The 13,886-nt window shown below is 43.2% G+C and carries 14 protein-coding genes and 2 pseudogenes; 11 read left to right on the forward strand and 5 right to left on the reverse strand.

The window, feature by feature from the left end:
• Window positions 1-27: 27 nt before the first annotated feature.
• From VE944_RS15580 to VE944_RS15615, 8 genes and pseudogenes are all read left to right on the forward strand, one after another.
• Window positions 28-315, forward strand: coding sequence for a Mo-dependent nitrogenase C-terminal domain-containing protein (locus VE944_RS15580; protein ID WP_324978500.1), 288 nt, complete (start codon window positions 28-30; stop codon window positions 313-315).
• Between the two features lie 180 nt (window positions 316-495).
• Window positions 496-621: a hypothetical protein gene (locus VE944_RS15585; RefSeq protein WP_324978502.1), complete on the forward strand. Its 126-nt coding sequence runs from the start codon at window positions 496-498 to the stop codon at window positions 619-621.
• A gap of 217 nt (window positions 622-838) precedes the next feature.
• Complete coding sequence (gene def / locus VE944_RS15590) at window positions 839-1,402, forward strand: peptide deformylase (RefSeq protein ID WP_324978504.1); 564 nt, start codon at window positions 839-841, stop codon at window positions 1,400-1,402.
• Window positions 1,403-1,412: 10 nt separating this feature from the next.
• Entirely contained in the window at window positions 1,413-1,616 is a 204-nt protein-coding gene (locus tag VE944_RS15595; protein WP_324978506.1) for a hypothetical protein, read from the forward strand.
• A gap of 164 nt (window positions 1,617-1,780) precedes the next feature.
• Entirely contained in the window at window positions 1,781-2,599 is an 819-nt protein-coding gene (locus VE944_RS15600; protein ID WP_324978508.1) for a PD-(D/E)XK nuclease family protein, read from the forward strand.
• Window positions 2,600-2,890: 291 nt separating this feature from the next.
• A pseudogene (locus tag VE944_RS15605) lies at window positions 2,891-3,040 on the forward strand (GNAT family N-acetyltransferase); the annotation flags it as partial.
• Between the two features lie 2 nt (window positions 3,041-3,042).
• Window positions 3,043-5,442, forward strand: coding sequence for a single-stranded-DNA-specific exonuclease RecJ (recJ, locus tag VE944_RS15610; protein ID WP_324978510.1), 2,400 nt, complete (start codon window positions 3,043-3,045; stop codon window positions 5,440-5,442).
• 128 nt (window positions 5,443-5,570) lie between these two features.
• Window positions 5,571-5,805: pseudogene (locus VE944_RS15615) on the forward strand (DUF4351 domain-containing protein); the annotation flags it as partial.
• A 121-nt stretch (window positions 5,806-5,926) separates the two neighbouring features.
• Here the strand turns inward: VE944_RS15615 and VE944_RS15620 are convergent.
• Window positions 5,927-6,520: a pentapeptide repeat-containing protein gene (locus tag VE944_RS15620; RefSeq protein WP_324978512.1), complete on the reverse strand. Its 594-nt coding sequence runs from the start codon at window positions 6,518-6,520 to the stop codon at window positions 5,927-5,929.
• A gap of 273 nt (window positions 6,521-6,793) precedes the next feature.
• Window positions 6,794-7,468: a cadmium resistance transporter gene (locus VE944_RS15625; RefSeq protein ID WP_324978514.1), complete on the reverse strand. Its 675-nt coding sequence runs from the start codon at window positions 7,466-7,468 to the stop codon at window positions 6,794-6,796.
• 80 nt (window positions 7,469-7,548) lie between these two features.
• Between VE944_RS15625 and VE944_RS15630 the strand changes: the two genes are divergently transcribed.
• The gene (locus VE944_RS15630; protein WP_324978516.1) at window positions 7,549-7,686 is read left to right on the forward strand and encodes a hypothetical protein; all 138 of its coding nucleotides are present in this window, start codon (window positions 7,549-7,551) and stop codon (window positions 7,684-7,686) included.
• Window positions 7,687-8,056: 370 nt separating this feature from the next.
• Complete coding sequence (locus VE944_RS15635) at window positions 8,057-8,497, forward strand: Crp/Fnr family transcriptional regulator (protein WP_229553802.1); 441 nt, start codon at window positions 8,057-8,059, stop codon at window positions 8,495-8,497.
• 40 nt (window positions 8,498-8,537) lie between these two features.
• On the opposite strand, the gene VE944_RS15640 is transcribed toward VE944_RS15635, so the two are convergent.
• The gene (locus VE944_RS15640; RefSeq protein WP_324978520.1) at window positions 8,538-9,989 is read right to left on the reverse strand and encodes a cobyrinic acid a,c-diamide synthase CobB; all 1,452 of its coding nucleotides are present in this window, start codon (window positions 9,987-9,989) and stop codon (window positions 8,538-8,540) included.
• Between the two features lie 235 nt (window positions 9,990-10,224).
• Here VE944_RS15640 and VE944_RS15645 point away from each other — a divergent pair, with 235 nt between their 5' ends.
• A complete protein-coding gene (locus VE944_RS15645) occupies window positions 10,225-10,860 on the forward strand; it encodes a glutathione S-transferase family protein (RefSeq protein ID WP_324978522.1) in 636 nt (211 codons plus the stop codon).
• A 51-nt stretch (window positions 10,861-10,911) separates the two neighbouring features.
• Here the strand turns inward: VE944_RS15645 and opcA are convergent, their stop codons facing one another.
• Together opcA and zwf are read right to left on the reverse strand one after the other, a co-directional pair.
• Entirely contained in the window at window positions 10,912-12,273 is a 1,362-nt protein-coding gene (opcA, locus tag VE944_RS15650) for a glucose-6-phosphate dehydrogenase assembly protein OpcA (protein ID WP_324978524.1), read from the reverse strand.
• Window positions 12,274-12,380: 107 nt separating this feature from the next.
• A partial coding sequence (gene zwf, locus VE944_RS15655) for a glucose-6-phosphate dehydrogenase (RefSeq protein WP_324978526.1) occupies window positions 12,381-13,886 on the reverse strand: 1,506 nt, incomplete at its 5' end.

The raw sequence follows: 13,886 nt of genomic DNA on the forward strand, positions 1-13,886 counted from the left end.
GTTTATTGATTGAAGGAATTTTAAATTATGAACTTCTTAACTAAAGCCAATTTGAATAATAACTTATTAAGCCAAATCCGATATCAACTTGAGTCTGTAGAAATACATGATTATCATCTAGCCAAACTATTGTGCAAAGTAATTCCCTCCAATTGCCCTTTTGAAAGAACTGTTACAGTTTTCGGTCGGACTCTGTTCCAGATTCCACCTTTATGTAAAATTAATCCCCTCTATGAAGAAATAGTTGGTCTTCGTTTTAAGTCTTTATTATATTTAGTTAATGAATGTGGTGAGGATGCAAGAAAATATTGTTAAATATAGGTTTATTTCAATAAAAAATAGATTGAATAAATCTTCTTAATAAAAAAATATTGTATAGGAATCCTAGTTGCAATCAGAGGTGAATCAGAAATAGGTTGTCAAACGACTTACAATCAATTTCACATTAGGTAAGGCTCAGAAGCTTGAAAAGTACAGTTTGATGACTTTTGACTTTTGACACTTCGACTCCGCTCAGTGTTAACTTTTGACTTCCCCGAACGCGAACAGCGTCCCCAAGGGTTGAGGCTGACTCACCCGCCTGGAACTAAAGTTATTTGGCTTTCAGCTAAAGTCTACTGAAGTAGACTAAAGATTTTTGGCTATATTTTAATCATCTTCGCTACTAGACGCACTTGCGTTCGCTTAGAGCAAGTCAGACGCTCGTTCCTAACGCTACGCTATCGAGCGTCGGGAACCTCCGTAAAGCACTGTCTCCTCTACATGTATTTCAAAAATTAAATATGAGTCTTATAGAATAAAGATAGTAGGAATTTTCACCATCTAGCCATCAAGACTCATGCCTTCTGAAATTGCTGTAGAGAAAAAAAAGTTAAAAAATCCACCTTTGGAGCTTCATTATTTAGGCGATCGCGTCCTACGTCAAGCTGCAAAGCGAGTTGCGAAAATAGATGACCAACTCCGCCAAGTAGTGCGCGAAATGTTGCAAACTATGTATAGCAAAGATGGCATTGGTTTGGCTGCACCCCAAGTGGGAATTCACAAACAACTAATTGTCATCGACCTGGAACCAGAGGACGCAGCTAATCAGCCCTTGGTGCTGATTAACCCCACCATTAAACAAGTAAGCCGCGACATCTCGGTAGCCCAAGAAGGATGCTTGAGTATTCCCAACGTATATCTAGACGTAAAGCGCCCTGAAGTCGTAGAAATTGCCTACAAAGACGAATACGGTCGTCTCCGGACATTAAAGGCTAATGACCTTTTAGGACGCTGCATTCAGCACGAGATGGATCACCTTAACGGCGTGGTATTTGTAGACCGTGTGGAAAACTCCTTGACTTTAGCCCAGGAGCTATCTAAGAATGGCTTCTCGTATCAAGCGGTGAAACCAATAAAATAGGGGGCTAGTAGTGTATTTAACTCCAAAAAGCGGTTTATTCTTGGGTGGTTCTTGTGTAAGTGCGATCGCGGCTGTTGGTTCGATTTTTGAACTCAGTTACGGACGACCAGATTTTGGTTTCACAGCCACTGTGATTATCCTGGCATTGAGCGTTCCACTCACAGGATTATTTTTCTTTGCCGCAGTGAAGGACGCAAGAGCTAATATAAAATAAGCATCAGGTACATAAAAAGGTAAAAGGATTGAGTAAAAAGGCAAAATTCATTCTTTTACCTTTTATTTTTGCTCTCCATCTTCCACCGCCCCAAAAGCTTTTAGCGTCACTAAGTGCTTTGCCGTTAACCCTGTAACCCCAGCGATCGCTTCTAAAATAGAAGAATGCTGTCAACTCCCACTCAACTACTGCGACTGTCTCAAGGACAACTAAACTTACTAGAAGTTTGTCCGCGTAAATTCCAACATACTTACCTAGAACAACTAAATTCGCCCTCAAATCCAGAACAAGAAGAACGGCAAACTTTGGGTAGTCGCTTTCACTTGCTAATGCAGCAGCAAGAAATGGGTCTGCCAATTGATAGTTTCCTGCAAGCAGATGCTAAACTGCAAAGCTGGATGCTAGCTTTTGCTGATGCAGCCCCAGAAATTTTAACGCCTGCATCTGATAATCAAACTTTCCGTGAGAGTGAACACTACCGAACTCTGCAAGTTCAGGATTATTTGCTGACGGTTGTCTATGATTTATTGATTGCAGATAACCAACAAGCGCAAATTCTCGACTGGAAAACTTATCCTAAACCACCCAATAAACGCAAGTTAGAATCCAACTGGCAAACACGGCTTTATCTGTATGTATTGGCAGAAACTAGCGACTATTTGCCAGAAAATATTTCTATGACTTACTGGTTTGTCCAATCTGAGGGAAAACCACAAAATATTAAATTTAATTACAATACTGTTGAACATACACAAATAGCAAAGAAACTTAATCAACTGTTAAACCAGTTAACTATTTGGCTGGAAAATTACCAAATTAACCAGCAGTTTCCTCAAGTGGTAGAAGGTAGCAAAACCTGTGATTATTGTCAATTTGCCAAACGGTGCGATGCCTACGGCGGTAAACTACGCACACAAACAACTGAAGAAGCAGTGAAAGATTCATTGCCAAATCTTGACAGCATTCAAGAAGTATCACTTTGATTTGATTCGCATTCGATAAAACTAATCAATTCGTTACTTTGGTTAAAAATCAGTGCTTTTTCTCAAATTCAGGTAATTTTTGAACAAAGGCATCGTAATCAAAGACAAATGCTTTATTCTCCATTGACATTTTTTAAAATTCCTTGCCACCAAAATTTAACATAGTGGTGTTAGCTGACAAAATAAATGTTTTGTTAATATCGCTAAAATTCCAAAATCATGTATGTAAAGAAATTACAACTTCTAAATTTATGTCAACCTTTGACGAAACTGAAGCCATTTATGTCCGCGAATTACGAACACCAAAAAGCTGAAAGAGCCGGTTACAAGCGCTCGCGTCCAGCAATTCGCGCCCGTAAAGCCGATAGCGTCGCCAATGAACTAGTTCTCAATCCCCTAGCAGGTGAATCTCAAACAACCGAGGATCAATCTCCGATTTAACTATGCCAGAACAACAGCAGTGGACTATAGCAGCAACCGAACAACCCCCAGAGTGGTTTATCCAAGCGGTGAAACAGTATACACCCGCATCAAGTGGAATATATGCAGCACAATTGTTGTGGCAACGGGGAATTAAAGATCATCAACAATTAACAGCTTTTATTAACCACAAAGCTTATCAGCCAGCGAGTCCCTTTGAGTTTGGGCAAGAAATGCACTTAGCGATCGCCCGGTTGCAACAAGCATATAACATCAAAGAAAAAATTGCCATTTGGGGAGACTTTGATGCTGATGGGATTACCGCTACATCTGTACTTTGGGATGGATTGGGGCAACTTTTTACACAAAATACTCAGTTAATTTACTATATTCCCAATCGCCTGAAAGAATCTCACGGACTCAATAATCAAGGGATTGATAACCTAGCAAAACAAGGTTGTAAATTAATTGTTACTTGCGACACAGGCAGCACAAACATTGAGGAAATTATTTACGCCAAACAACTAGGCATAGATGTAATAGTTACAGACCATCACACCTTACCTGCCGAACGCCCACCCGTCGCAGCAATTATTAATCCTCGTTATTTGCCCAAAGAACATCAGCTGTTCAATCTTTCTGGGGTCGCGGTAGCTTATAAGTTAGTGGAAGCGCTATATCAAAGTCTGCCTAATATTGCAAAAAATCCGTTAGAGGATTTATTAGATTTAGTAGCAGTAGGATTAATTGCCGACTTAGTGCAGTTAAGTGGAGATTGTCGCTATTTAGCACAGATGGGAATTCAACGACTGCAAACAGATTTTCAACAGCCAGCAGCAGCGCGTCGGCGTCCGGGGGTGGGGCGATTATTAGAATTGTGCCAAAAAAGTGGCGATCGCCCCACAGATATTTCCTTTGGTTTGGGGCCAAGAATTAACGCCGTCAGCCGCATCCAAGGCGATGCCAGTTTTTGCGTTGAATTATTAACTAGTAGGGATGCTAAACGTTGTAACGAACTAGCCGAAGTTACAGAACTCGCAAACACCCGCCGCAAATCTCTGCAAAAAGATGTGCAAGCGCAAGTAGCACAAAAACTTACTCAATTAGACTTATCAACCACCAGCGTCATCGTCCTAGAAGATGCCCAATGGCCTGCGGGTGTCTTGGGCTTAGTTGCAGGACAAGTAGCACAAGAAACAGGCCGCCCGACTATTTTGTTAAGTACGGAAGGGAGTGGGGAATTGGGAGTAGGGAGTGGCGAAGAAGATTCCGCCCCTACTTCCTTAGCAAGGGGTTCCGCCCGTTCGGTAAATTCAGTCGATTTATACCAACTGGTAAAAGACCAAGCACATTTGTTACATCGTTTTGGGGGACATCCCTTTGCAGCAGGTTTGAGTTTGTTGGTGGAGAATATTCCTTTATTTACAGCAGCGATTAATCAGCAGTTGCGGCAATCTTTAGGTAGTACAACCCTAACGCCAAGCGTGCAAGCAGACTTGACGGTAACAGTCGCAGACTTGGGGAAAGAGTTATTTTTGGAACTGAAACTGCTAGAACCTTGTGGAATGGGTAATCCTGTTCCGAAATTGCTAATTCAAAATTGCTGGTTTGAAAATTCTTGGCATCGCAATCAGCAGGATTGGCAAGGGAAAAAGGTACAGTACATTAAAACCGAGTTTGATATTCGGGATGATTCCAGCAGAAGTGCTTTTCCTGGTATATGGTGGGGACACTACAAAGATGAATTGCCCATAGGAAGGTGTGATTGCATAGCAGAATTAGACTACAACACCTTCAAAAAACGTTATGAAATCAGATTAATTGCCGTGCGTCCCAGTGTAAACTCAGCACTCAACACTCGGAATTTACCACTCATCTTAGACTGGCGTAATTTAACTACTCCCCACTCCCAAGTAGAGAGGCGATTAATCGCGTCTCTACCGACTCCCCCACTCTTGCTTGAAGATTGTCCTACAAACTGGGATGATTTACGTGCATGGTTGCGGCGATGTTTAACGATAAATAGTTCGCAACAATTAGCGATCGCTTGGCCTAAACCCAACCTGCAACCACCCAATCAAATTTGGCTGACTCTTGTAGGAATTGCCAAATATCTTAGTCGCACAAATCAATTAGTTACCCGCGTCCAACTTTTAGAGAAAATCGGCATCACTGACCAAACCTTACTTGTAGGCATCAAAGCTTTAAAATATTTAGGGTTTACACTCAAACGACAAGACCGTTATCTGCAAATCACCTGGCATTCAAGCGATAGTGCAGAAAACTTGGCACAGACAGCAGTGGAACGATTTTTAGCTGCTGTCAGAGAAGAACAATTTCAGCAACAGTATTTTGCTGAAGTTCCTTTATCTACTATTGTGGCGATCGCAAGTTCCGACAATTACATGGGTACAAACTTTTAAAAACCTGAGTTCGACTGGTATTTTCTTGATGAGAATTGCCAGCCTCAGATCCCCGACTTCTAGGAGAAGTCGGGGATCTTTTTGTTCACAAATGATTTAGGATTACTAGATGGTATACTAATCAACTGATGAGCTACATTACCACAGGCGAGCGCATTGGTTACGAGCCGGGGAAAACAGGAACAAGGACAAACACTTGTGCTACGGCTACTACAAAAACGGCTAGGAGAGTTACCACAACAGGTTCGGGGGCGCATTGAAACTCTTTCCCTAGAGCAATTAGAAGCACTTGGCGAGGCTTTATTGGATTTTACAGCCATTGAGGATTTACTTAACTGGTTGGAAGTAAATCAAACAACCTAGAAAATTCGGGTTTAATAAGTAATTAAGCGGACACGATCTGATTAAAAAATAAGCCTGTATTCATTACTGAATCAGGCTTTTGATGTTTATTAATACATTTGCACGAAGAACTTCAGTTTAATTACTGAACAACGAATCCTTCTGGTCTGATTGCATCTTCCAAATCAACCCCCATCAGGTTAACCCCTTGGATGTTTGCATTTGTGAGATTTGCCTTTTCCAAGTCTGCGCCCTGTAGGTTAGCCGTTTGCAGATTTGCTCCCAGCAGGTTGGCTTTCTCTAGGTCTGCATCAAATAGGTTTGCTCCCACAAGGTTTGCTCCCAAAAGGTTTACCTTGCCTAAATCTGCTCCTTGAAAATTTGCCCCTTGTAAGTTTGTTTGCTGTAAGTTAGCCCTTTCTAAGTCTGCATCTTGTAAGTTAGCACCTTCCAAGTTTGCCGCTTGCAGATTTGCGTCCTTTAGCATTGCTCCAGTTAGATTACATCCGGCACATTCATTGGTTTGTAATAAACGTCTAACGTTTTCTGCTACAGACACTATTGGGGATATAACCGGAGATATTACTGGAGCGAGTTCAGATTGCGTAGGTATAGATGGTGTTAGTGTTTGAGCTTTAACTGCTTGCTGGTCAAAGAGCGAAAATCCTGCTATAAGTAACAGAAATGCTGCTGTTACGATCCACCGAGTTAATTTTTTAGAATTTGATTGATTCATTAGTTCCTTCCTATGATGATTTGATTCGTAGTGGTGTGCTTGCTTTTATAAGAGCCATCAATAATGTGCTTTATTCTTACTTTAGATAACTTGATTGATAAAATCAAATATTATTGTGATTGCAATTGATAAATTCAAGTGATTAAAAAATCTTTTTAGATGGAAAGCGATCGCTAACTTTTTTGGTTACATCTGGGAAATAGCACCCATCAATAATTTTGAGTTTTCAGATCGGGTGCCGCAGCTACGCCCGTCGTAGACATCGCCTCATGCTTAATGAGAAAGCATTGCCAGACTGGGTAAAAGCCGATATGTTTCACTTTTAATTAAGATAGAGAGTCCCAAGTAGATTAAGACAAAGGGAAAGATTTTCCGACCATAGCGAGTTAAAACGGGAGCCATGAGAGGATTACGAGTCAGGTTGTAAGACAGTAAGCACCACGCCCCAACAGTAAAGTAGCAAACACACAGAATTACACCCAAACTTGGAAGATTGCTACTGGCAAACAACGGTACATAGATCCCAATGTTGTTTCCTCCATTGGCAATAGTCACTGCGGAAACGCGATAGGTTTGCGGATCTCGGATGGTTGCTAATAGTGATTTCTTCTGCCGTCCAGATTTTACAGGAGAGGTTAAGTCAACTGACACAGCTTGCACTGTCTCGCCTTCCTCTTCTCGACTCATGAAATTACTGATACCAATGGCGATGGGAAGCAAACCTAGTAACCCAATCCAGGTGCTGGGAACAATCAGACCGCCAAAGAATCCAGGAAGACTAGCACATACTAAGGTAGTGAATCCAAGAAATTCACCGATCACAATATGCTTAGGACGAAAGCTGCGATTTACTTTTCCGAAGAAAGCTGTCAAATATAAATTGTCGTCAAAGGTGGTTGCAAAAGCGACAGAGATTCCAATAATTAATGTACTAATTAGCCAACTCATAATTGTTGCTCACGATAATTCAATGCTGTTTGTCTTAGTCCTTCTCTGCTCCCGGATGTCAAGGCAGTTCAGGAGATTTTGTGACTGTTCTACCTAACGACCACCGATCGCCATTTCTCCAGTTTTTAGAAGCTATTGCCTCTAATCAGATTGGTGATTTTTTTCTCAGCAAGGTACCTTGGGAGTTCATGAAGTCAATATTATGGCTTTCACCCTAATAAGAGCAAATACTCTTGTTTTTTAAAACGATAAATAAAAGTGATTCATAACTTAACGATTATGTTTACCTTGTGTTCTCGTTCCTGGAATGCATTTATTGAGGCTCTGATTCAATGTCTTACCCGAAGCAGCAGCCCTAATGACCCACAGAGCATGGGAACGAGAGAATACCTAAATACTGAGTTTGAGAAGTTTCTCTGCATAGTTTACCGCCGTAGGCACCGCTCCTATTGAAGAGATGGTAAGTGGTTTTCTGTCGGTAAAGTTTAAAATATTCTTGACGGCTAGCGTTCAACATCAGTTAATATGACTAATCGCGTGGCTTCAGTTTTAAAATTTACAGTAATGTTTAATATTTAACTTGTAATTATGCTAACCAGTGTTGACCGTTTATTATTTGTCCGGCGAGTCCCAATTTTTAAGGAATTGCGGGATGATTTTATTGTGCGGCTCACTTCAGTAATGAACGAATTGTCATTTCCAGCTAATTACACGATTTTTCGTCAGGGAGAAGAAGGGCGATCGCTCTATATTGTTGTGTCAGGCCGAGTTAAAGTACACATCGGCAATAAACAGTTAGCAGAGGTGGAACAGGGAAAATACTTTGGTGAGATGGCAGTATTTGATACTCAACCTCGTTCCGCCAGCGCAACGACTTTAGAACCTTGTGAATTTTTAGAACTGACCCAAGAGCAGCTGTATGATGCGATCGAAGAAACTCCCGAAATTGCGGTGAATATCATTCGTGAGTTATCCCGTCTGATTCGCAAGTTGAATGACGATCTAAGTGTCACCTCTTTACGGAGTTAATTCTCTGATAGTTTTTAATTCACCCTACTGGGTTTTATGCTTATTTCCACGTTTCTATAGATGCTAGTTTTCGACATTCTTGAAGAAACTGCTGGGGAATTTCTCTACTTTCTCCCCAGTGCGAATGCACATAAGAAGCATGAACATTTGCAGGCAAACCCCATCCCTCGCATCCCATATTTTCCTCACAGTCGTAGCGAGAAGTTTCAAATAAGGGCTGAGTAGGATTTAAAGTTAAATGGGAACGATGAAACTCATGTCCGTAAACAGTTGTACCTGCCTTGACTAACAAATTATCTTGCAAAGCTACTGCCCGACGATAGCCTAAAGTTAAACGCCCACCCATTACAGCAGATGTTGGTAAAACTCCCGCCATTGACCAAGATTTACCCTCAAAATCGATAATTTGCTCACATAAATACATTAATCCTCCGCATTCAGCGATCGCAGGCATTCCTTGAAGAATTGCTGTTTTCACTGCATCACGAACGCTAGTATTTTCTGCTAATTCCTGGGCAAAAACTTCTGGGAAACCTCCACCAAAATACATTCCCTGCACATCTTTTGGTATTGCAGCATCTTCTAAGGGACTCCAGAAAACCAGTTCTGCGCCAAGTTGTTGCAGCAAATCAAGATTGTCTTGATAGTAGAAATTAAAAGCGCGATCGCGGGCTACTGCAATTCTGACTGGGGATGAGGGAAGATGAGGAAGATGAGAGGCATGAGGCAGAGGTTCTGATTTTAATAAAGGTAATAAGTGTTGCCAATCAAAGCAAGTATCTCCTAAATCAGCAAGACGATTAATTAAAGCGTTGAGTTCGGGAAGTTCTGCTGTGGGTACTAAACCCAAATGGCGATCCGGAATTGTGATGTTATCTTGACGCCGCAGTACGCCGAGAACCGGTAATTGTAAGGGTTCGAGAGAATCTTTCAGTAGAGATAGATGGCGATCGCTCCCCACGCGATTTAATACTACCCCAGCTATTTTAATTCGGGGATCAAAAGATCGATAACCGTGAGCGATCGCAGCTACAGAACCAGATAAACGACTACAATCAATCACCAACACCACAGGTAAATCTAAAAGCCGCGCAATGTGTGCCGTACTTGCAAAATCTGTTGGACATTGGTCATTAATCAATAATTCTTCTCCCCCTGCTTCCCCTGCTCCCTCATCCCCACTCCCCACTCCCCATTCCCTACTCCCCTTCACTCCATCAAATAACCCCATCACCCCTTCGACTAGGGCATATTCACTCAGTTGGCTATGACGGGCAAAACATTGCTGAACGTAGGCTTCAGAAGTCAGCACTGGGTCTAAATTCCGACAAGGACGACCAGTTACGTGTTGATGAAACATCGGATCAATGTAGTCTGGGCCTACCTTGAAAGATTGCACCAGGCGATCGCGACGGCACAAAGATGCTAAAAGAGTGAGCGTGACTGTTGTCTTACCCACCCCACTACGTTCCCCAGCAATAACTAAAGCCATAAATAAAACAAATTAGTATGCAGCAACTATTATTGACTATTGGCTGTGTGTCTATCGTCGCTTTTTGCAAAAGCAGATGCACCAGTTTCTAAAACCAACTAACTCAAACTTATACCAATTAGAAATAAGAAAACCAACCAATTAGGGGAGTTAAGCTGAAAAAATTTGTCTAATAATATAGTTTGAGATTAGCCAAGACTCAGATAGCAATAAGCTACCAGAAAAGGAACGTTTTATGATAGTTGTGCATCATCTTAACAACTCGCGATCGCAGCGTGTGCTGTGGCTGCTTGAGGAATTAGGTATCGAATACGAGATCAAATTCTATGAACGCGATGCAAAAACGATGCTAGCACCAGAGTCACTGCGCCAAGTTCATCCGCTTGGCAAATCACCAGTGATCACAGATGCAGACGTCACGGTTGCTGAGTCGGGCGCGATCGTCGAATATCTAATTGATCGCTACGGCAATGGTCGCCTAGTTCCGCCATCCGATACACCGGAGCATCTGCGCTATAAGTATTGGCTGCATTACGCCGAAGGCTCTGCAATGCCACCTTTAGTAATGCGGCTGATATTGAACAATTTTGGTGCAGGCGAGAGCAGCGTGGTAAGCGGATTCGTCGCGCCCCAGATCAAACTTCACTTTGATTACGTAGAAAGTGAACTGCGTAAAAATACGTGGTTTGCGGGCGAGGAATTTACCGCCGCCGATATCCAAATGAGCTTTCCCTTGGAAGTAGTCGCTATGCTCCCCGAAGAGGTGGAGACCCGACCAAAGCTCAAAGAATTTACCCTGCGTATTCATGCACGACCTGCTTACAAACAGGCACTTGAGCGTGGAGGTCAATACGACGTATCTTTTCAATAAAAATTCCTCCCTTCCTGGGTCGGGAAGGGAGGTAGGGGGGTTAGACCTGAATTAATGAGCCAATTTGAAAATATTTGCTGTCACTCCTAGACTTTCTTCAAAAAGCGACTCGCGGCCCCAGCGTTGCACCTGCTGACTCAGCAAAGCTTCCGCTTTTTGTTCCGAAAGTGAAGTTACCTGTTGAAACAGACCGGCAGATTGAGCGCCACCGTGGGTTTCCATTCGCATACAACCACCAGTTTCTGAGCAGATAACTGTACCACAGTCTGCCTGGGGATTTGTCGAACTGAGGCGCAGGGCAATCAAGTCACCAACAATATCGCCCACATCAGCAACCGGAACTCCTGCTAACTCGGCTTCTACTTGTCGCTGCTCTTGAGCAATAAAACGGATGCGAGTGATGTCATAATCACCGCTTTCCTTTTCATAAGAAACTGGCTGCCATTGCAACCGACTTGCCAGCCAACTCAAAAACAGCAAAGCTTGAGCGGGATTGCCTTTTTCGTAATCAATCGTAACGCGGTCAATTTCTTTGAGGGCGGCGCGACGGTTGGGTGAGTCGTAAGCCTCAGCTGTCAATTCCTGCCATGATGCGAGGCGACGCCAGTTTAAATCAGCTAAAGGTACACCTGTTTCTACTAACTCTTGTAGGCGCAGTAAATCGCTTTCTGGCTCATTAAAGTTGCAAGAATCTACAATCACATTATTGCAGACTGCTGCTAGGCGCTTGAATAGACCGTTGTTAGGGTCTGGTGTTGCCTTCCACCAGAGAAACTTTGGCAAGCCGCCAATCAACAATGCCGGAATCATACCACCGATGCGTTCTAAAGCAGCAGCAGTTCCACTGAGAGTGATGTATTCGCAGCAGATAAGTGTGCTTGACGATTGCTTTTGAATGGGGCAATAGGCAGAAACTTGAGCCTTAACCCCTTCATCTTCGCCAGCAATGGGAAATAGCGCAATGATGCGGCAGGGGTTGCGGAGAGCGATTTCATCGGCAATTCTGGGGCTACCGCCACTTAACCCAGCAGCAGGATGTTCAGCTCCAGTCCCGCTTCGCTGACCTTTAGCAAATTCTTCTCGTAATATAGTCAGAGTTTCTTGTGTTCCTGTTCCAGTTTGTGGCAAACTATGTTTTTTTTGGAATTCCCGCAATGCTGCCACCATCTGTGGCCCTAAAATCCCATCAATTGGGCCGTTGTAAAATCCCAAAGCAGCTAACAAATACTGAGTTTCTTCTGGTTCGTAGACCACTAAAGTAAATGTAGTTGCCCTAGTAGCACTGGGAAGTCCACCGTCCTCGCCAGTAATACCGTAACTTTGCCAAATTTGATTGAGTTCGGCATCTATTTCGTTAAGCGAAATATCTTTCGGTGCCTGGAGTGAGAAAATTGTAGAAGCTTGGAGAGCCATAGGAGATTTTGGATTTTGGATTTTGTCATTTGGATTTTGTCATTTGTCATTTGTCATTTGTCATTTTTTTTACTAGTGACTAATGACTAATGACTAATGACTAATATTTACAGTCTGCGCCAGCGACGGCCATCCTGGTTAATTAAGAGTTCTGCTTGTTCTGGTTCCCAAGTACCGGCTTCGTACTGGGGAATATTATTAGGATCGGCGGGTGCATCCCAAACGGAAAGGGCTGGTGTTACTACTTGCCAAGCTGCTTCTACTTCATCCGCCCGTGTGAACAATGTTTGATCGCCCATCATACAATCAAGGAATAGGCGATCGTAGGCATCGGATGTTGCTTGGATGCCAAAGGAACCATAACTAAAGTCCATATCAACGGAACGGGTGCGGAATTCTGCCCCCGGCATTTTGACATCAAAACGCAGGGAAATACCTTCATTTGGCTGAATCCGCATCGTCAAAATGTTGGCGTTTGTCTGTTGGGCGGCAGATTGGAACATCCGAGATGGAACTTCGCGGAAGTGAATGGCAATCTCACTCACTTTTTTCGGCATCCGCTTTCCGGTACGCAAGTAGAAAGGAACACCTTTCCAGCGCCAGTTATCCACCAAAAACTTCATCGCTACATAAGTGGGTGTGGTGGAGTTGGGGTCAACGCCTGGTTCTGTCCGATACCCTGGCACTGCTTGACCTTTCATCCAGCCAGCACTGTATTGACCACGGACTGCTGACCGCGACAGATTGTGAACATCAGCTAAACGAGTAGCTTGGAGTACCTTCACTTTTTCTGTACGGATGCTATCGGCATCCATTGCATTAGGTGCTTCCATTGCCGTTAAGCAGTAAAGTTGCATGAGGTGATTTTGCAACATATCCCGCAGTGCGCCGGCGCTTTCATAGTAACCAGCCCGGTCTTCCACACCCACGGTTTCTGCCACGGTAATTTGTACGTGGTCAACAAATTGACGATTCCACAAGGGTTCAAAAATCGCATTGGCAAAGCGAAACACCAGCAAATTCTGGACTGTTTCTTTACCTAAATAGTGGTCAATGCGGTATACTTGGTTTTCTTTGCAATATTTCTGTACCACTTGGTTAAGACTTTGGGCAGAAGCCAAGTCCCGACCAAAGGGTTTTTCAACTACTAGACGATGTTTGTAAGGATCTTCTAGCATCCCGCCGCTTCCTAGCTGCTTAATCGCTTCGGGAAAGAATGAGGGGGCAACGGAGAGGTAGAACATGCGATTACCTCGCGTGCCCCGTTTTTCGTCTAATTCACTCAATAAGGTTTTCAGTTTCTTGTAGCTTTCGGGGTTGTCTATATCCCCAGGACTGTAAAACAGACCTTGAGAGAAGTCTTGCCAAAGTTCCCCTAAATCGACATCAGGATGTGCCTCTTCCATGCCCTTCTGCATTTGTTCACGGAAGTATTCATGGCTCCATTCTCGACGCGCTACGCCAACAATAGTAGTTTCTGGCGGTATCCGCCGTTCTCGCCGCAATTTGTAAAGTGCTGGCACTAGTTTGCGCCAGGTGAGATCACCAGAAGCGCCAAAGATAACTATAATCTGGGGTTCGGGCATCCCTTGTTGTTGCAGACCAACGCGCAA

This window comes from Nostoc sp., assembly GCF_035638895.1.
Lineage (GTDB): Bacteria > Cyanobacteriota > Cyanobacteriia > Cyanobacteriales > Nostocaceae > Nostoc.

Coding starts and splice junctions, on each gene's coding strand:
- VE944_RS15640 (WP_324978520.1), bottom strand. CDS start 9,989: ATGGCTTTAGTTATTGCTGGGGAACGTAGTGGGGTGGGTAAGACAACA.
- VE944_RS15645 (WP_324978522.1), top strand. CDS start 10,225: ATGATAGTTGTGCATCATCTTAACAACTCGCGATCGCAGCGTGTGCTG.
- opcA (WP_324978524.1), bottom strand. CDS start 12,273: ATGGCTCTCCAAGCTTCTACAATTTTCTCACTCCAGGCACCGAAAGAT.
- VE944_RS15625 (WP_324978514.1), bottom strand. CDS start 7,468: ATGAGTTGGCTAATTAGTACATTAATTATTGGAATCTCTGTCGCTTTT.
- VE944_RS15600 (WP_324978508.1), top strand. CDS start 1,781: ATGCTGTCAACTCCCACTCAACTACTGCGACTGTCTCAAGGACAACTA.
- VE944_RS15620 (WP_324978512.1), bottom strand. CDS start 6,520: ATGAATCAATCAAATTCTAAAAAATTAACTCGGTGGATCGTAACAGCA.
- VE944_RS15580 (WP_324978500.1), top strand. CDS start 28: ATGAACTTCTTAACTAAAGCCAATTTGAATAATAACTTATTAAGCCAA.
- def (WP_324978504.1), top strand. CDS start 839: ATGCCTTCTGAAATTGCTGTAGAGAAAAAAAAGTTAAAAAATCCACCT.
- recJ (WP_324978510.1), top strand. CDS start 3,043: ATGCCAGAACAACAGCAGTGGACTATAGCAGCAACCGAACAACCCCCA.
- VE944_RS15635 (WP_229553802.1), top strand. CDS start 8,057: ATGCTAACCAGTGTTGACCGTTTATTATTTGTCCGGCGAGTCCCAATT.